15 protein-coding genes are annotated in these 17,413 nt (G+C 34.5%); 8 read left to right on the top strand and 7 right to left on the bottom strand.

The annotated features are described in order from the left end of the window. Nucleotides 1-280 precede the first annotated feature (280 nt). The 4 genes from ACRD7B_RS16060 to ACRD7B_RS16045 all read right to left on the bottom strand — a co-directional run bounded on the left by ACRD7B_RS16060 (nucleotide 281) and on the right by ACRD7B_RS16045 (nucleotide 4,664). Nucleotides 281-844, bottom strand: a complete 564-nt coding sequence (locus ACRD7B_RS16060; protein ID WP_430825610.1) for a 3'-5' exonuclease — start codon at nucleotides 842-844, stop codon at nucleotides 281-283. Between the two features lie 137 nt (nucleotides 845-981). Then, nucleotides 982-2,604 carry a DUF3843 family protein gene (locus ACRD7B_RS16055; RefSeq protein ID WP_430825609.1) on the bottom strand — a complete coding sequence of 541 codons (1,623 nt, stop codon included), beginning with the start codon at nucleotides 2,602-2,604 and terminating at the stop codon, nucleotides 982-984. Between the two features lie 72 nt (nucleotides 2,605-2,676). After that, on the bottom strand, nucleotides 2,677-3,096 hold the full coding sequence (locus tag ACRD7B_RS16050; RefSeq protein WP_430825608.1) for a DUF3795 domain-containing protein: 420 nt from the start codon (nucleotides 3,094-3,096) through the stop codon (nucleotides 2,677-2,679). 881 nt (nucleotides 3,097-3,977) lie between these two features. Beyond that, a complete protein-coding gene (locus ACRD7B_RS16045) occupies nucleotides 3,978-4,664 on the bottom strand; it encodes a hypothetical protein (RefSeq protein ID WP_430825607.1) in 687 nt (228 codons plus the stop codon). Between the two features lie 533 nt (nucleotides 4,665-5,197). On the opposite strand from ACRD7B_RS16045, the gene ACRD7B_RS16040 reads away from it, so the two are divergent. From ACRD7B_RS16040 to ACRD7B_RS16005, 8 genes are all read left to right on the top strand, one after another. Beyond that, entirely contained in the window at nucleotides 5,198-5,383 is a 186-nt protein-coding gene (locus ACRD7B_RS16040) for a hypothetical protein (protein ID WP_430825606.1), read from the top strand. A gap of 538 nt (nucleotides 5,384-5,921) precedes the next feature. Continuing rightward, nucleotides 5,922-7,241 (top strand): ATP-dependent nuclease, encoded by a 1,320-nt coding sequence (locus ACRD7B_RS16035; protein ID WP_430825605.1) that lies wholly within the window; start codon nucleotides 5,922-5,924, stop codon nucleotides 7,239-7,241. Nucleotides 7,242-7,435: 194 nt separating this feature from the next. Next, nucleotides 7,436-8,071 carry a hypothetical protein gene (locus ACRD7B_RS16030; RefSeq protein ID WP_430825604.1) on the top strand — a complete coding sequence of 212 codons (636 nt, stop codon included), beginning with the start codon at nucleotides 7,436-7,438 and terminating at the stop codon, nucleotides 8,069-8,071. Nucleotides 8,072-8,251: 180 nt separating this feature from the next. Beyond that, nucleotides 8,252-9,517, top strand: a complete 1,266-nt coding sequence (locus tag ACRD7B_RS16025) for a hypothetical protein (RefSeq protein ID WP_430825603.1) — start codon at nucleotides 8,252-8,254, stop codon at nucleotides 9,515-9,517. Nucleotides 9,518-9,770: 253 nt separating this feature from the next. After that, nucleotides 9,771-10,097, top strand: coding sequence for a hypothetical protein (locus ACRD7B_RS16020; RefSeq protein WP_430825602.1), 327 nt, complete (start codon nucleotides 9,771-9,773; stop codon nucleotides 10,095-10,097). Between the two features lie 71 nt (nucleotides 10,098-10,168). Then, nucleotides 10,169-11,107 (top strand): alpha/beta hydrolase, encoded by a 939-nt coding sequence (locus ACRD7B_RS16015; protein ID WP_430825601.1) that lies wholly within the window; start codon nucleotides 10,169-10,171, stop codon nucleotides 11,105-11,107. A gap of 364 nt (nucleotides 11,108-11,471) precedes the next feature. Beyond that, nucleotides 11,472-12,683, top strand: a complete 1,212-nt coding sequence (locus tag ACRD7B_RS16010) for a PI-PLC domain-containing protein (protein ID WP_430825600.1) — start codon at nucleotides 11,472-11,474, stop codon at nucleotides 12,681-12,683. A gap of 59 nt (nucleotides 12,684-12,742) precedes the next feature. After that, nucleotides 12,743-14,287: a phosphoethanolamine transferase family protein gene (locus tag ACRD7B_RS16005; RefSeq protein ID WP_430825599.1), complete on the top strand. Its 1,545-nt coding sequence runs from the start codon at nucleotides 12,743-12,745 to the stop codon at nucleotides 14,285-14,287. Nucleotides 14,288-14,581: 294 nt separating this feature from the next. Here the strand turns inward: ACRD7B_RS16005 and ACRD7B_RS16000 are convergent, their stop codons facing one another. Genes ACRD7B_RS16000 through ACRD7B_RS15990 form a run of 3 tightly spaced genes read right to left on the bottom strand, consistent with a single transcriptional unit; the run spans nucleotide 14,582 to nucleotide 17,163 of the window. Then, the gene (locus tag ACRD7B_RS16000) at nucleotides 14,582-15,220 is read right to left on the bottom strand and encodes a CDP-alcohol phosphatidyltransferase family protein (RefSeq protein ID WP_430825598.1); all 639 of its coding nucleotides are present in this window, start codon (nucleotides 15,218-15,220) and stop codon (nucleotides 14,582-14,584) included. Between the two features lie 5 nt (nucleotides 15,221-15,225). After that, complete coding sequence (locus ACRD7B_RS15995; protein WP_430825597.1) at nucleotides 15,226-16,344, bottom strand: pyridoxal phosphate-dependent aminotransferase; 1,119 nt, start codon at nucleotides 16,342-16,344, stop codon at nucleotides 15,226-15,228. A gap of 21 nt (nucleotides 16,345-16,365) precedes the next feature. Beyond that, nucleotides 16,366-17,163 (bottom strand): phosphocholine cytidylyltransferase family protein, encoded by a 798-nt coding sequence (locus ACRD7B_RS15990; protein WP_430825596.1) that lies wholly within the window; start codon nucleotides 17,161-17,163, stop codon nucleotides 16,366-16,368. Nucleotides 17,164-17,413: the final 250 nt, after the last annotated feature.

Genomic DNA, 17,413 nt, shown 5'->3' with positions numbered 1-17,413 from the left:
GTGGGGTAAATGTCTTTCGTTTCATAAATACAGTTCAAAATTAAAACTTTTTTGTCTACTCTTAAACTGTCCAGTTTTTGGGGAAGCTTACAATACTATGAAACTTACAACACCGTAACACATATATCGTAAACCGTATAAAAGCCAAACGATTGCTAAGCTCACGGTAATGGTGCAGCCACAGACCTCTTCTTATCTTCGAGGCAGATCCTGTAACAAGCTATAATGCTACGTCAAATATGGGTTAGCTATGCATTTACAGAAACTATACTTGCACGTATTAATTCATTGTAAATACACCTAGTTTATACAACTCATATACAATTAAAGCTTCGTGTTTAGCATCATCTGCGCCTCTATGAAGTTCATCGTATTGAATAGTTGGGAAGACATGTCTCCAGGCTTCTTCTACAGTGGGCCATTTATAGTTATCGTATCCATTTTTATTGGGCAGTTTACAAACATCAGTAGCCAATAGCATAGGGCACGGCAATTCATTAATTTTAATACCCCTATCCTTTAAAAAACCAAAATCAAACTGCTTATTATAGGCTGTACATCCTAAAGGATAATTATCCAGTATTTCTTGTACTTGTGGTAAAACCTCTGATGCCGGAGGCGCATTTCTAACTTGTTCTGGCGTCAGATCGGAGTTTCGAAAGATCCATCCCATTGGTTCTTCACGATGTTTGGCAGTAAGTATATCTTCTTTAAGCAATGAATCAAAAATGATATCCGTACTCCCAGTTTCAAGACATAACTCAACGATTCCTATCTCAACAATACTTCCGCCTTGATTAAGGAAGCCAGTCGTTTCAATATCTAATACAAGTATTTTATTCATGTTTATTTTTCATTTTGTGTAAGCATCTAGGGCTTAAACCCCTATTCTGCCAATGTGCATGGTCGCTTTTTGTGCAAAAACCAACTTCCCCATAAAGAAAAAAAGCAGGAGACTGCTTGATTTACAATACCACGAAGCTAATGATCTACTCCTGTAAATGTAATACTTGGTTTTGTATGATAATTACCTCTTTTCCAAAATCGCAGTAAAAAATCAATATTATCAAGATACATTTTGCCTTCCACAGTTTCAAAAAACTTTAATTCATGCTTAAAATTATCTATACAGTACATCGTCAATTCAGTTGATAATCCCTCAGTAAAAAACAAACGTATAATGTGCTCTTCACTTTCACTCTCATTAAAATAAGGATTGTTTTTTATAGGGAAAGCACTATTCACGGCTAATGCGATTTCCACACCACTCTTAGGGTTAAAAAATACCAATCCGCTTTCCGAGACCCGAGAAAAATCCTTCTTTTCATGTTCAGATCCTAAAAACCCATCGTTTCTAGCTCTTTGCTTAGCCTCCTCCTTTTCTTTTTGAGATAAATTTAATGAGGCATTAAAAGTCTCGATAAAATTTCCAGTAAAGAATTCAATCTCATCTGACTGCATAAAAGCAATTTGCTGTTTATTATTAAACATCTTAAATGCTTTTAACTGTTCATTTAAAATTTCATCCATGTCTTTCTTTTGGTAGTCCAGAAAATTAACTACACTTCTGCTTTTTACCGAGTTTTTTTCATCCAGAACCAAATCTGGATTAAAATCAGATTGAAAATAAACTCCGGAGAACCACCATTCATTTCTCCATTCAGCAATGCCCATAAACAAAATGGTATCAATATCCTTTAAACCACCATAATGGCCAAACGATTTTTTTGTTAATTTAAATTGCTTCCCTGAAGCTATATGTTCAAGAAAAACATCTTCTTCATCTTGACCTTTGTAGAAAAAATATCCACTTATTTTTTTAGAAATCTTTCGATAGTGTTTACTCAGACTGTGACCATCACCTAGAATCTCAGCAACCCACTCTTGGCCCTTCAATCCAAGTAGTCTTGTATAGGTATTATATAGTTTGTGATCTCTATTATCGTTTAAAAAATTAATTAGATTTTCATCATTTTTACTTTCCTCTATCATCTCCATTTCACCATCTCTCAAATCCAAAAGGGTATCGGGATAAAACAAATAGGACTTAAACAGAACATTATCAATTAAGTTTCTTGCTAAGTAAAAATCCGTTTCCTTCTCATCAATGGAATAGAATGCTTTTAAGTATTCATTTTCGGGAGCATATTCCCAGGCATTTTCAAATACATCCATTACCGTTTCAGATATTTCAATTATATACTCCATAAAAGGTGAAATGAATTTGTCTTGCTGAACTGTATTCATAAAGTACCAAATCAAAAAATAGATGTCTGGCAAGTTAATTTCTTGTTCATAATATTCATCTATCTCATAAAAAGGCAAAACCTTTTTATAACTTCTTTTATGAACCTTAATAAAAGTATCCCAAATCCTTGTCCCTGAAATTAAATCCTCAAAATAAGAGGTCAAAAAGCAAGCCATTACATCAATCTCATCCTTATCTAAATGGTTCTGAAGCATAAATGATTGCTTATTCGTAATCATTGTTTTTTTAACAAGATTACAAAGCTCTAAATAATACCCATCTGTTGAACACGGACTATCATAAGGTTTCAAATCGAGCCAGCGATTAATATATATTTGTTCTTTCAATTTTCCCATAATGAATCTATAATATTGACGCCTTCTAATTTACTATTTCAAAACCAAATTTCTTATAGAAAATTATCAATACTATTTCTTCACCTCTGCTTTACACTCCAAACAAAAAGGTCGATGCACCGAAAGCCCCGCCCCACAATTTTCACAAGCCCAACGGCTCTGTTCGTTTTCTAAAAAGCTTTGCATTCCCTTACCTGTTATAAAATTAAGGTTATCAAGCATACTCATTCCATACTTTGTCCGGTAACGGGTATTGAGGCGTTTTAATCGGCTACAAGGGTACTTACCGCACTCGTAACAAAAACCTGATGTTGTTTTTGCCAACGCTTTACAATTAACAATTACACAATTCCTGCAGGAACCAGGTTTGTTTAGATCGTCTTTTTTAAAACATCCCCCACTGGGATTCTTGTCACGTAAGTACCCAATGCATAAGCCACAGTTCATGCCACATGCTGCAATCAAGCTTTGGTATTTCAGTTCTTGAACCATCTGAGTAGTTTTTATACTATGATTTCCTTAAAAATAATATTTAAGCGTCGATTAGGGAAGTGTAATCACAAAAACCTTCTTAATAGATCATTAGAATATTTCAACCTTATTTTTTTGATTGCCAGCTGAGGCCATTCCCACACTTAAGTTATTGCATCTTATTTAAATTATTAAAGGCGCTAGTGTGCATTGATAAAGAAAAGGTTTAAGCCCCCTGGCATAGAAAACAATTAGTGCTAATTCGTGAAAAAAAACACAGAGGCACAAAGGCGCAGAGAAAATTTATTAACCTCTCCGTGTCTCTGTGTTTCTTTTAATCCACTAATTTTCTTCTAAGCCCAGCGGGCTTAAATCAATATAGCCTGGGGTAAGTGTAACGCCACCCCAGGTATAAAGTCAAGGAAATAAAGTCGCACTCACGAGCCTGGTTCAACAGCTAAACTTATTGCGACTTGGCTTGTAGTTTCGTTTATCCTCTAATTTCTTACCTCACCTAGCCTCTCCTGAAGTAGGGGAATAATTGACGCAGTTTTTTTTTGCCCACGAATTATACTAATTAGCACTAATTTTTAATCGTCTTGTAAAACAACTAATCACATCCCCTTTTAAGGGGATAATAGGGGCGAATTACTGCATCATGCTTTCCCCTTCGACAAATGCTCAGGGAGCACCACTGTGAATTTGAACTTTTAATATTTTAGGACATTCTCTTACGTATTTTTTACTACATCATTCTTTCTCCTCTCCATTTTTGAGGGGGATAGGGTGAGGTTTTAAAAAAAAACTCTGCGCCTTTGCCTCTCTGTGTTTAAAACAATAAAAAGGGCCGCCTTACCCAAAGCGACCCTTAGCGATTCTAACCAGAACTCAAATCAAATAATCTATTCTTCATTGTCCTCTTCGGCCTGATCGGCCATTGGCTTCGACGAACCATATATAACGTAGTCTGTGTAATAGGCCTCATTTTTGCCCTTCCAAATGCGCTTACCAGCCTCGCACAGCTCACTCATATTTTTATATAAATCATTTGCCATGTTATGGCGTTCTACTACCTTTTCTTTCCGTATGCTTTGGGCTTCCGCCTGCTTGTCAATGGCATCATCCAGTTTGTTTCCACCTGTAGTTATGGCATTTAATAACTCATCATTCACCATGCGTTTGGCTAGTTTATCCATGCGTTTTTGAGCTACCTGAACCACATGTGAAGCCTTGCTTACCATATCGTTATCACTTAATTCGGCAAGGGTACCAAAGCGAAATAAGCTATACTCCACCGACTTGGCACCCAAGGCCAGACGGCTGCGATTGGCCAGATCGTTGATGTCATGTTCCAGATCCTCGCGGATCTCATTCTTGTTGTTGGTACACATTTTTTGTTCGCCCTCGTAATAGATATCCGTAGGCAGGGCTTTTAGCGCAGCAATGCTGCTGATGATTGTGCTACGGATGTCGTCGCCATAGCCGTAGCCCTCAAACTCAGCCTTATCACGGTCGAAACAAAAAATAAATTTATCACCACGCTGAAGCAGTTCAGCAATTGAAAAACCAAAATTATTCTTTAAACTCATCACTTAAGGTTTTAGCTGCCCATTGATCGTATACCTTTCTGCCAGAAAGTCTTATTCTTTGCAGCAGGGCAAGTACCATGGGCGGTTAATAATAGGTTTTGCGATATCTAAATAGTTAATAATTAATTATCTGTATTAGTTACTCTTAACAATCATAAATTTGTAATGGTTAATCTAAATTATTAATAAAGAAATAAATCACCAACTAAATTTTCTATTGACTTTTAATTTTTTTATTTGTAATACAACGGGTCTTTAAATCTAAAAATAGGCCATTCGTACAAAGATTTAATGCCTTTGTATAAAAGTATTTAATAAATAGGTTCTCCAGAGACCTAATTAAGTATTTATAGCTATCTTTAAAAACCCATTGGAATTATTGTTAATCTATAATCATCTATAGCCGATGTAAATAGGTTTAATGCATACGCTTTATGCGGCTTAAAGATCGCTATTGCTTGTTTATTGTGTTAATGAAGAGTTTGCTAAACTGTTCTTAGGCCTTTGGTGAGTACAGCAAGAAGCAAAAAGTATTGACTGAAGGGCTGGATGAACGTACTGACGTGCTGGAAGAGCATACTGGAGGGCTGGATGAACGTACTGGCGAGCTGAAAGAGCATACTGGAGGGCTGGTTGAGCGTACTGACGAGCTGGAAGAACGTACTGGCAAGCTGGAAGAACGTACTGGCAAGCTGGATGAACGTACTGGCGACCTATAAGAGCATACTGAAGAGCTGGATAAAGGTACTGGAGTGCAGAAAGCGCACGCCGAAGAGCTGGAAGTGCAGAAAAGGGTGCAGGAAGCTTATAACAGAGGCTCGCTGAGGAATAATAAGTACTGACACCAGCATATAAAATAATGAAGCACTGAAAATAAATAGACCGATAACGATCGGACCCTAACACTTAACACCTAGAACCTAAAACCTAATACCTAGCCCCTGGCTCCCTATTACTATTACACCACCTAAAAAAGTTTAGGTAAAAAATTAGGCAGCTAAGATCGATAACATCTGGCCTCTATTGATTAGAGTAACTAACGCAGTAAAATAAATGTGTTACGATTGAAAGTTTAGGGTATTAACCATTAGGGTGGGTAAAGTGAAGTTGGAAGAAGCGATTTTAAGTATTTAAAATTGAATAACTAATTAATATACAGCAATGCTATACTATGGCTATAGGAAATGTATGATGATGTTATATGTTTATATAGACTTGTTGGGCGTCATTGGGAAAGAACCGTCAATCAAATAGTTTATGAATTATACTTACGATCAGAAACCAAATACATCATTTACTGAAAATGCAGGTAAATGTATCGAAGAAATTAAGAGAGCTGAATATAGTGTGTTGGTTGGCAGGAATAATTGTGGGAAATCTTTTATTCTAAAGACATTAACTCAGTCTTTAGGTCAGCAAGCTTCTTATCTTGGACCAGCAAGGTATCAGAATTTTCATATGCTAGGGATGTATACGCCCAATAAAAACAAAAAGAGTGACAAATGGCGACAGTTTTTGTCACAGTGGCAACATCAACAGCAAAACATTGATAATTCTCCTATAAATCTTCAACAAGCCATTTCAGAGTTGTCCGATAGTCAAAGAAATAAATTGTTTGAAATTGTTAAAAATTTACTTGGCTCTGATTTACAAATACTATATACAGTTGAAGATAATACTATGTCTCAAAAGTATATCAGCTGCGATGGTCACAATATTTCATATACAAGTAGTGGTTTTAGACTAATAACAACTTTAGTTACTTGCATGTTGGATACTGATTTTGATACTTTACTTATAGATGAACCAGAATTGGGGATAAGCCCAGAAGCTCAAGGAGTTCTTGCGGACTTTTTATTTAATAGAGAACACAGAAGTAAATATTTTGGACATATAAAGCGATTAATCTTAGCAACTCACTCGACAATTTTTTTGGATAGATTGAAAATTTCAAATAATTACTCCATTAATAAACAAGGTGATATAATAGATATATCAAAGACTGAAACTATTTCTGATTTCAATAATATTCACTTCTTTTTGTTGGGTAACAGATTAGAATCTTTGTATTTACCATCATGTATTATTCTTACAGAAGGTAAATGTGATCAACATTATTTAACAAAGGTTTTAGAAGCAAAATATCCTACTTCGCAGTTTAGCATATTAAATTCAAATTCTGACAGTAGAATGAAGGAGCTTGTAAATGTCGCAGGGAGTATTTTTACTGATTTGCAAAAAAGTCCATGTAGAACCAGAATAATTGCCGTTTTGGATAAAGTACATGACACGAGTGTAAGGCAGACATTACAAAAATATGGAATTCCAGACTCAAATATATTGGTCTGGAATAAAAACGGGATTGAATATTATTATCCGTTAGAAATTATGAATTCTATTTATGGTTCAGATGAAGAAATAAGCATATCAGGGGATTTAGTTTCAAAAAATGGGGTGTCATATAAAAAGTGGGAATTATGCGAGAAAGTTGTGAGTAAAATTGATACTACAACTCAATTTGTTGGCGAAGTTGAAGATAAACTATTAAAGACAATAGATTTAATAATTGGCAATTAAAACAACGAACGCCCCAGCTCAGCGAAGTTTGCAACTTCGCTATTAGTAAAAGATAGTTTATAACTATCAAAAGCTAAAGGGACATTACGATTTGTGAAAGAAAAATAACTCTAGCGTGGTAAAATATGAATTGTAGATTTAAAATATTAAGCTACACCGTTAACTAATTCCATCAAACCTAAACCTCAAATACAATGATCAACCTAACAAAGGGAAAAGAATCGCGCTTTTCCCATAGCAATAGCAGAAGGTTAAACAAACAGGGCTTATCAGAGGGAGCGAGTGCCACTATTAAATTAGGGCTCTTTGTAATCTTACTAACATTAAGTAAGGGCATAAGTGCACAATCTATTGTTCAGCTTCACCCCGTGGTGGGAGATACCATTAGCAATAGCGAAAAGGTAGCTTTTTACCTTTTTCCCGAAATAACAGATACCTGTTTTGTTCGGGGCGTCATCCTTCATCAGGATTCAGCTTTTAAGGTAAGTATTGTTGAAAAGCACAAGGCTACTTATGACTTAGCCATTGATTCCACCATGTTGCAGCGCTACCAGCAAAACATCGAAAAACTAACCGTTTATTATTCGCAGTTGCAAATGACCGATTCTCTGGGGCAGAAGCAAGCCTTATTGTCCGATGATTTATCCACAAAGAAGGGGCCGGAGTACCGCTTAAATGAAGAGGAGCGAAAGCAATTGCTTCGGGAGTCGAAACGATATTTACGAAAGAAAGATAAAGCCGAAGACTTAGGTATACATGGGCCCGATCAGGACATCTATATTCAGGGAGCCAGTCATTCTAATATTTTTAAGGGCAAGATTAGGTTTTAGAAAATACACAATGTATTTTATTATATTAGCCAAACGTAAGTTTTTCAGTGGTCAAAATGCATTCATATGTATGCAGTCTATGTTTGGATTAACTTAGAATGTATTGATTGATTCATATTGTAATAATGGGCTTGGTCGTAAGCTGGCTTGTTAATTGAGAAAAAATAAAAATTCATAATAATGAAAACTGTAATTGTAAATATATTTATTGCTTTGTCATTCATTCTAATAATGAGCAATTGTAAAAAAGATGACCCAATTAAACCTCAAGAGACTAAAATTATTTCCATCACATTACCTGCGGGGTTCTATCAGGATTATCCAGAACAATCTATAAAAAACAGTGGTCATGTTTTTATAACTGATGCTATGGGAGACCTTATTATAGAAAGTGAACTAGTGAATAATACAACATTAGAATTGACATCAGATTTTGATACGAATAAGGAATTTGATATCACTTTTTTACGCAAAACTGAGCGTATAAATGTGGATGACATACCCTATACTACTTACTATTTAAAAACGTTTATCGATGTCAAGCCTTATGTATTTGAATTTCTTAAAAACGAAAGGCAGAAATCGAACGGAGAGCAGATAGAAATAGTAATTAATAATACGAATGGGTACTTAGATGATTTTACATTTATAGGCTCTTATGGTTCTATAAATTGGGGTAATCGTGCTGAGTATACGACAAGTCTCAAGCGTATTCCTGATAATATTTATGTTTCATTTAAACATGAAAATGAAAATCTAAGGAAATATGTTTTATTGGAAAATTTGATTGAAAGTTCAACTATTGATGTTGATTACAACGAATTGCCAGTTATTGAAGACATGGTTACGATAAATTATCCCGAAAATGAAAGGGTTTGGATAGAAGTTCGTGGCGCTTTGGCTTCTGATCCTAATTACTTTTTTGCACCTCTAGCACGGGAGATTTCGTATACTGGAGACCGAGCATATGGTTTTAATATACCCACTAGTCTCTTCCATAAATTTGAATTAACCACTAATATATATATCGATACTGAAAGATTTTTTACCAGGGAGGTCGCCAGTGAAGTTAATAACAATTATTCAAAACCCGATTTAGATTATCAAGTGTTAAATGAAACTGTTCAAGGTTTTGAAGCATCATCATCTAGTGATTATGACTATTATACAGCTGATTTTTGGTATAAAAACGAAATAGAGAATTACAATGTTCTTTGGTCTATTTGTGGTGAATCAAGAAACAATTTTAAACTCACGATACCTGATATTATCGATCTACTTGACGAAGAGAAGCCAATGCCAATAGTAAATGATTTTATAGTGTCATCAACAAAGATTGAGAATGTTGAAGGAATAGAATCATACAAGGATTATATAATGTCGGTTATGGATCCTAATTCCAAGGAAGCTCAACAGATTGTTAAACTTGAATACATGAGTAAGTGAGTTGCTCACATTTACTAAGAAAGAACAATACCGATACACAATCACAGATTGTTTTTTATCAATTGTTTTGATTGGTTATCGGTATTGCTCTTTGGTTTAATGGAACGAATGAATAATAACTACCTCACTGAAATTTATGGTCAGACAGTAAAGGATGTTAAAGAGTGCTTGCAAGCATTACTTAATAATGACCTTGAATTTTTGGAGAAGAAAGTAAAATAACTGAATCTGAATTGCCTTAAAACACATACATATGTTAGGATTATTATTACTGTATTGGATAGGAAAGCATTTTTACAAATTGGCAGAAGAATATCGTAAAAGCCAGTGGGGATTTACCATACTCGGCATTATTGCTTATTACGGAGGCATTGTATTTTTTAGTTTTACATTAGGCATAGTTTTAGAAATTATATCGCCTGGATATGTAGAAAGCATTAATGAGTTCGTATACGGAATTTTAATGATTCCTTTTGGGCTACTTACATGTTATTTATTGTATCTGTACTTAGAAAAAAGCTGGAAAAGAAAAACTGTGGATTTAAGTGAAAGAATAAATGAAATAAGTGTGACGGAATAAGCATTATTATTGAAGCTGATCTGGATTAAATTTAATAAGTTGGTGGACAAGATTAAAAGTGTCAAAATAATATGCTCAAAATAACCCTCAATAAAAATAGACTAAGAAACAAGATACTGATAACACTTGCCGCATTGTTTTGTGTTGGTTTCTCATTTATTAGTTACGTAGGCCCTCGTATGATTATCGAAATCAACAATGAGGTATATAAGAGTCATGTCGAAGCGAATGTTACTATTGCTAGTCCAGAGAATTATGGTCTAAATTCAGAAAGTATTATTTTCGAATCAAAGGATGGATTAAAGCTGAATGCATTACTTATTAAAACGGATAGTGTTAATCAGAAAGGCACCATTATTCTGGTGCATGGTATTCGATCGTATAAGGAGCATTTTATTCCGGTTTCAAAGCGCATTACAGATAAAGGGTTTAATGCAGTATTAATTGATCTAAGAGCGCATGGACAAAGCGAGGGCAAATATTGCACCTTTGGAAATAAAGAGAAGCAAGATATCTCCTGTTTAATTGATGATTTAAATACCTTACCAAACTTAAGCCAGAAATATATAATTTGGGGGCAGTCATTGGGCGCTGCAGTTAGCTTACAAGCTTTATCAATTGATGATAGAATTAAAGTGGGTATAATTGAAAGTACCTTTTCTGATTACAGACAGATTGTCCACGACTACTCTAAAAATACGGTAAGTTTTGCACCTGGGTTTGTGGTAGATTATTTTATCTGGCTATCGGAGTTGATGGGTGATTTTAAAGCAGATGAAACGGTGCCATCTGAAGCGGCTAAAAATGTTCATCAAGCTGTATTGATGGTACATGGTGAAAAGGATAGGCGAATCAATATTGCCTATGGCCGACTGAACTATGAGAATTTAGCGAGTCAAAAAAAGGAATTTCTAGCGTATCCTGAAGCCAACCATTTAAACGTATGGAAAGTAGGAGGCCAAGCCTTTTTCGATAAGGTCTTTAATTTTATAGAAGAGAATATTAATTAAAAGTATTCAGTTACGGTATGTTTTTTATACCAAATCAAAAGCGTCCTTAACGTTTTTGATCAAGGCTCAGAAAATCTTGTTTGGAGCCAGGTTTGGGCGAAGTGCCAAATAAATTATTTTAAACGTATTGGCTTGTTAATTTAGTTTAATCATGGGTGGCGTCGAAGTAAAATTATTTATGAACAAGAATTAATTATACCTAAGCAACCACAATGACCTTTAAAGTATCCTTTTAATACTATGTGAATGGTAATATCTTATTCGTGTAATCTTTATATAATTCAATATAGAAAAATACACATCGAACTTGTCTGCAATAAAAAAGGAAGTAATTTTGCTCCTTCAAATAAGTTAATCGCCTACTATGGTAAATAAGTTCTACTGCTGGTTTGATATTATCACCTTGTTATTATTATACATTGGTCTTTTAGGTATTGGAACCAAGGCCAAATCTAGTATTGGTAGAATTATTTATGGTTCATCTACTTCATTTTTTATTACCGCACAATCAATAGCATTGTATTACATTCATTCATTTATTGGGTACCGATTTTATCTGTTTTGTCGCTATAGGAGTCAGTATGTATTAAATATTGAAGAAGTCATGGCTATGATGATGTTCTTTATTGCTTTATCACTCCTTTCTATCTATTTGATAAAAGCCATAAAACTATATATTGTTAGGCTAAAGAAAATAGATAGATCATTTAAGTTTATTGCGGTAATAACATATGCTGTATTAATATCATGCAGTAGTCTTATTAATGAGAGTTATTCATTTATAAGCTTTCTGCATTCAAAATATACAACTTATGCATGGGAACCGGTAATATCTCAAGACCCCAAAAATACAAGTGTAAATAATTGGACTAAATATATTAATGATAAAACAAGGTTTATAGCACATGCAGGTGGTGAAATAAATAACTTCAAATACACCAACTCAAAGGAAGCATTAGATTTAAGCTATCACAAGGGATTTAGGATGTTTGAATTAGATATTATCACTACCAGTGATGGAGAGTATGTAGCCGCTCATGATTGGAAACACTGGTCAAATATATCTAACTATCAGGGTCATCTACCTGTCAATCATTATCAGTTTATGTCAAAAAAACTTCACAATCAATATACTCCTTTGGATATGGCATCTATCAACGAATGGTTTATGGAGCATAAAGATGCTGTTCTCGTTACGGACATGTTAAATGATCCTATTAATTTCGCTAAGCTTTTTATCGATAAAGAAAGGTTGATTATGGAGTTGTTTGACGAACAAACACTTATGGAAGCTGTGGATGTAGGGATATTATCTGCAATGGCAGCAGAACAAGTCATATACAACTATTCAACCGAGGATGTAAAAATGCTTAAACAAAAAGGGGTTAACGATATTGCTATATCTTTAAGGTTTGCTAAACGTAATGAATCCTTACTACGTGTTTTTTTAGAATCTGGGATTAAACCATATGTCTATCACATGAATTCCATTCCGGGCTTTAGTGAGGAGTATATTCTAAAAAATGAAATGAATCATATTTATGGTATTTACGCTGACAAATGGACATTTAATTAATAAAAAAGGGCTACCAATAGCCGAATTCAATTACAAATATATAAACTCCACCATTTTTAATGATATCAATATATAAAAGCACAAATAGTCGCAAATTCATTTTTTTTCTAACGCTTATTGTCTTGCAATCAATTTATATAGCGTTTGCAAACTATATCCACTTGCCGATATCCGGACCTGTTGATTTTGTAAAATTCCTTGTGCATGGAACTATATTAACATCAGGCTTAATAGGCTTACTACTTATTTTCTCTATAAATAGATGGGTATACATTATTATTGCTTGTCCTATTTTGTTTGTGTCAATGGCTTCATCTACAGTTTTATATTTGTATAATATAAGCATCACTAGTGAGGTTATTGATGTTGTTATAAATACTAGTTGGAATGTAAGTCGAGAATTTGTAAGTTTTAAGTTAATCGCATACTTATGTATAGGTTTTGCTTGGATACTAGGCTTTGCTGTTTTTGGTTTTCAAATAATAAATATATCGAAAAAGAAAAAAGCAATTTTTTTTATAGTAGGTATTGTATTGATATTTCCTAGTGTAATACTAGAGTATAAAAGGGACAAAACTTTATCAATGCGGTCACCTTTATCAATTGTACGTTCCCTTTCTGAGTACAAAAAGATAATTGATTTTAGTAAAGTTAAAAGAAAGGTAATCACTAGTGATATCTCCCATAGTGGTTGTGATTCAACAAATGTCATTTTGATTATAGGAGAATCATTAAGAGGAGATCATCTAGGTATTAATGGTTACCATCGCAATACAACTCCGCTCTTAGCGCAAAGGGAGTTATTTACCTTCCCACAAAATAATTCATTATTTGGATATACGTCAGCATCTATTCCACAGATGCTTACCAGAGCTGACTCCATTCAGCCCGCTCGTGCATATTCAGAAGAGTCTTTTATTAGTATATTCAGAAACGCAGAATATCATACCGCATGGCTGACAAATCAAATTCCAGACTATACATATGTAGGTATCGCAAAAGCTTGTGATTGGTATAAAAATGTAAACATTAAAACTAATGATTATACGGATGTAAAATGTACTGATAAGAATATTTTAGATGCTTTACCATTATATTTAAACAATAAAAGTGGAGATAAAAATCTATTAATTTTACATACATATGGAGTTCACTGGTATTATAAATATCGCTATCCTGATGAATTTGAAAAATTTCACCCTGTAATTCATTCAAGATCTGTTACTGATAATACTCGCGAAGAGATTATTAATACGTATGACAATGCTGTGTTATTTGTTGATTACTTTGTGAACGAGATAATAGAAACCTACGAAAGTCAAAATGCAATTGTTATATTTGTATCTGATCACGGTGAACTTTTAGGTGAAAATGGAAGATGGCTTCACACTGGCAATCACCCAGCATTATATGATGCAGCTTGTTTCTTTTGGTTGTCTGATGCCTATAAAGAAAGTCACCCAGAATTTTCACAAAATTTAAAAAATAACATACTTAAGCCTTGTAATAATTCGTTTCTTTTTCATACAATATTGCATGCTGCAAATATTAAGTCTGATATTATTGACTATTCACAAAGTCTGCTTAGTGATCAGTACCAATGATTAAAAATTATAGGTAACAACAAAGCTATCTAACAGAATTGCATTCAACTGCCCAATGTTATAGCAAAATAGTGATATAGTTCTTGCTAACAGTTGTTGCGTGGCAGCTAATATGAATTATTGCATTCTAATGGTCTGATATGTAGTTGTTAGTCTGTTGAGATTAAGTATTTCAATAAGGTCTTTAGCTTTATCGAAGAGAATATAAAGGATGCGTATTAAGATTTGTCCCCTTTCAACCCGGCTTATTCAGTAGAAGTCATATAATCACGAACTATCTGCATATAGCAAGGATTAACCCCGACTACTTAGTTGCCACCCAAAAATAATTGTCATCATTATTACATAAGCTACTAAAGCATAAACCCATTTGCCTCCAAATTTGGGTGTAGGTACGGAAGATAAATTAAACGCCGATAACAATATTAATAGTACGTATATGAGTATGGAGAAAGTCGATGATGTGAAAAATCCTTCAAACAAGAATACCAGAGCTAGTATAAGTACATTATTATCCAAAGGGAAACCTTTGTATGTTTTGCTATCGATTAGTCCATATACATTGAAGTAAGTCAATCGGATAGCGCTGGCGGCAATAATTATAAATGCACCAGGTAAGAACCAAACGTTATAATTTCCATAACTTATTAGAATTATGGCTGGCAAAATTCCAAAGCTCACAATGTCAATCATGGAATCAAGTTGGGCTCCAAATTCACCTTGTACTTTTGTTCTACCCTTCATTCGTCTTGCAATAATGCCATCGTACCAATCGAATAGTACCGCCCATAAAACACCTATAATTGCCGCTGGGAAATTTCCCTTTATGGCAAAATAAATTCCTACTACGGCACTCAAGAGGCCAAACAGGGAACATATGTTGGGCAAATCTTTAATGAAACGATAGACGCTTATTTGTTTTTGATCATTCATTTTATTTACTCTTTTAAATACATGACGTCTTTTAGGGCTGTAATCAATTTAGTGTTTTCTTCTTGGGTACGACTCGCTATGCGGATGTATCTATCAGCATCGGGTTGCGTTTTTCCAACACTATCTTTGATGTATATATTGTATTTAATAAACAAACTCTTTGTTACTGCCGGGCCATTTATGGCATCATCTGGCAAACGACAATAAATATAGTTGGCATCAGGTTTAAAAACAATCATACCTTTTATGTCACAAAGCTGTTTGTAAAAGATATCTCTGTCCGCTTTAACAATTTTGCAGCTATCCTCAAACTCTTGTTTATACTGAGGAAGTATCCTGAGAAATTCTTCGGCGAAACCGTTAATATTCCAAATGTGGATTCCATCACGCACCTTTCTGGCGAATTCCTTGTTGGCTGTTAACAGATAACCTATTCTCAGTCCGCATATACCATAAGCCTTACTCATGCTTTTCAGAATAGCTATGTTTGGATACTTCTCAATATCTTGCTCCAGACTAATTTGCTCTTTGTTATCAGCAAAATCAAGAAATGATTCGTCAATAATAAGCATGCACTTGCTATGACTTAGTTTTTCCGCCAAGCGAATTAAATCTTTTTTGGGCACTAAAAGCGAAGTCGGATTATTAGGGGTAACCACAACAGCCATGTCTGCACCAACTTTAATGGCTTCGGCTGTAAATTTGTCTACATCGAGTTGAAAAGAAGGAAATTCAAGTGGAAATTCCACAGCTATTCCTTCTGGCGCAGCATTGGCATATTCATTAAATGAAGGTACAGGAACGATTAGTTTCTTGGCTAAACTTCCTGACAGTATTTTAATGATCTCTGCGGCACCATTTCCCACAACTATCCTTTCGGCAGGTTGATCTATTACATCACCAATCAATTCGGCCAAAGCATTCTGTGCCATTGGGTAATTAAGAACAAGGTTGTGTATGTTATCTTTCAGATGATTAAATACATCCTTGGGTGGAAAGTATAGATTATATAAGTAGGCATGATCGGTAAAATTATGCCGATAATAACCACCATGCTGTTTAGCTATGTATTCGTATTTTTCTTCTTGTGTTTTATACTTACTTTCCATCGTATTCACTTCCATGTATTATTACTTTTCTTTCAACTATGCCATTGCGTTTGTGCGCATCGCCACCTTTTTCAATTCCTTTGGGAATAATAATTCGGCTGCACTTAAGTCTTTCAGCGTATCAATTTCGTACCACGGTTTATGATCAAACGATACCGAATCAAAAGTCAAACTCTTATTGTCAATCATTTCAGCAAAAACAGTTTCATAGTAACAATTCACACTACCTTCTGAAATGTATTGGTTTAGTTGTTTAACAATGGCTTGCCACGATGAAAGCGAAAAACTGTAGATATTAACTGTTTTGTATCGAATGTCAGAATAGCTTTCTGTTGTGCCTTCTTGAAACTGAGTCACTCGATTGGCTTTATTTACTGAGACTGTTGTGCCGTTTAGCCAAGGTTTCATTAGTGCAACAGCCATCCTGTCTGGATAAACCATATCATCGAGTAAAGTTGAATTCATTACTAAATCACTCTCGAAAAGGACAAAAGGCTCATTAATCATATTTCGAGCCATCCATAGCGAATAGATATTATTGGTTGTTTTATACAAAGGGCTGTGAATGTATTCGATGGAAAGATCTCCTGATTTTTCGCCAAGATAATCCATGATGCAATCCTTTAAGTGGCCAGTAACTATTACAAGTCGTTTAAATCCTTGACTTTTTAAATTGGAAATAAGTCTGTCCAGTATCGATTTATCATTTACAAGGGTAAGACATTTTGGAGAGTTTTGTGTTAAAGGGAAAAGACGGCTTCCAGTACCGGCTGCAAGAAGTAGTGCTGTAGTAATACGAATATTACTACCTGAATTGTCTGAATGACTATTCATCTAAAAATGTTTTGATACCACCAAAAAAAACTAAACGCCCGTTGAAGCTCCTAGCGTACTATGTATTAGTACTCTGATGTTTGGACTAGTTTACTGATAATTCAACTATTAGTATGAAGTCTGCTAATGTGATGATTTATGCTTATGAGCTCATCAACAAAAATGATAGTGAATGATTGATACTAAAAGATTAGTAATCCGCGTATAAAGGTACTCCAAATTAATAGGAATAGCTAATTTCTTATAAGTT

Source organism: Carboxylicivirga fragile (assembly GCF_050589805.1).
GTDB classification, from domain to species: Bacteria; Bacteroidota; Bacteroidia; order Bacteroidales; family Marinilabiliaceae; genus Carboxylicivirga; species Carboxylicivirga fragile.
This window is presented reverse-complemented; position numbering and strand designations above follow the sequence as displayed.

Excerpts from the sequence above, each read along its gene's own strand:
- ACRD7B_RS16050 (WP_430825608.1), bottom strand. The coding sequence starts at position 3,096 with ATGGTTCAAGAACTGAAATACCAAAGCTTGATTGCAGCATGTGGCATG.
- ACRD7B_RS16030 (WP_430825604.1), top strand. The coding sequence starts at position 7,436 with ATGATCAACCTAACAAAGGGAAAAGAATCGCGCTTTTCCCATAGCAAT.
- ACRD7B_RS16000 (WP_430825598.1), bottom strand. The coding sequence starts at position 15,220 with ATGAATGATCAAAAACAAATAAGCGTCTATCGTTTCATTAAAGATTTG.
- ACRD7B_RS16035 (WP_430825605.1), top strand. The coding sequence starts at position 5,922 with ATGAATTATACTTACGATCAGAAACCAAATACATCATTTACTGAAAAT.
- ACRD7B_RS15990 (WP_430825596.1), bottom strand. The coding sequence starts at position 17,163 with ATGAATAGTCATTCAGACAATTCAGGTAGTAATATTCGTATTACTACA.
- ACRD7B_RS16010 (WP_430825600.1), top strand. The coding sequence starts at position 11,472 with ATGGTAAATAAGTTCTACTGCTGGTTTGATATTATCACCTTGTTATTA.
- ACRD7B_RS16025 (WP_430825603.1), top strand. The coding sequence starts at position 8,252 with ATGAAAACTGTAATTGTAAATATATTTATTGCTTTGTCATTCATTCTA.
- ACRD7B_RS16015 (WP_430825601.1), top strand. The coding sequence starts at position 10,169 with ATGCTCAAAATAACCCTCAATAAAAATAGACTAAGAAACAAGATACTG.
- ACRD7B_RS16005 (WP_430825599.1), top strand. The coding sequence starts at position 12,743 with ATGATATCAATATATAAAAGCACAAATAGTCGCAAATTCATTTTTTTT.
- ACRD7B_RS15995 (WP_430825597.1), bottom strand. The coding sequence starts at position 16,344 with ATGGAAGTGAATACGATGGAAAGTAAGTATAAAACACAAGAAGAAAAA.
- ACRD7B_RS16020 (WP_430825602.1), top strand. The coding sequence starts at position 9,771 with ATGTTAGGATTATTATTACTGTATTGGATAGGAAAGCATTTTTACAAA.
- ACRD7B_RS16055 (WP_430825609.1), bottom strand. The coding sequence starts at position 2,604 with ATGGGAAAATTGAAAGAACAAATATATATTAATCGCTGGCTCGATTTG.
- ACRD7B_RS16045 (WP_430825607.1), bottom strand. The coding sequence starts at position 4,664 with ATGAGTTTAAAGAATAATTTTGGTTTTTCAATTGCTGAACTGCTTCAG.
- ACRD7B_RS16060 (WP_430825610.1), bottom strand. The coding sequence starts at position 844 with ATGAATAAAATACTTGTATTAGATATTGAAACGACTGGCTTCCTTAAT.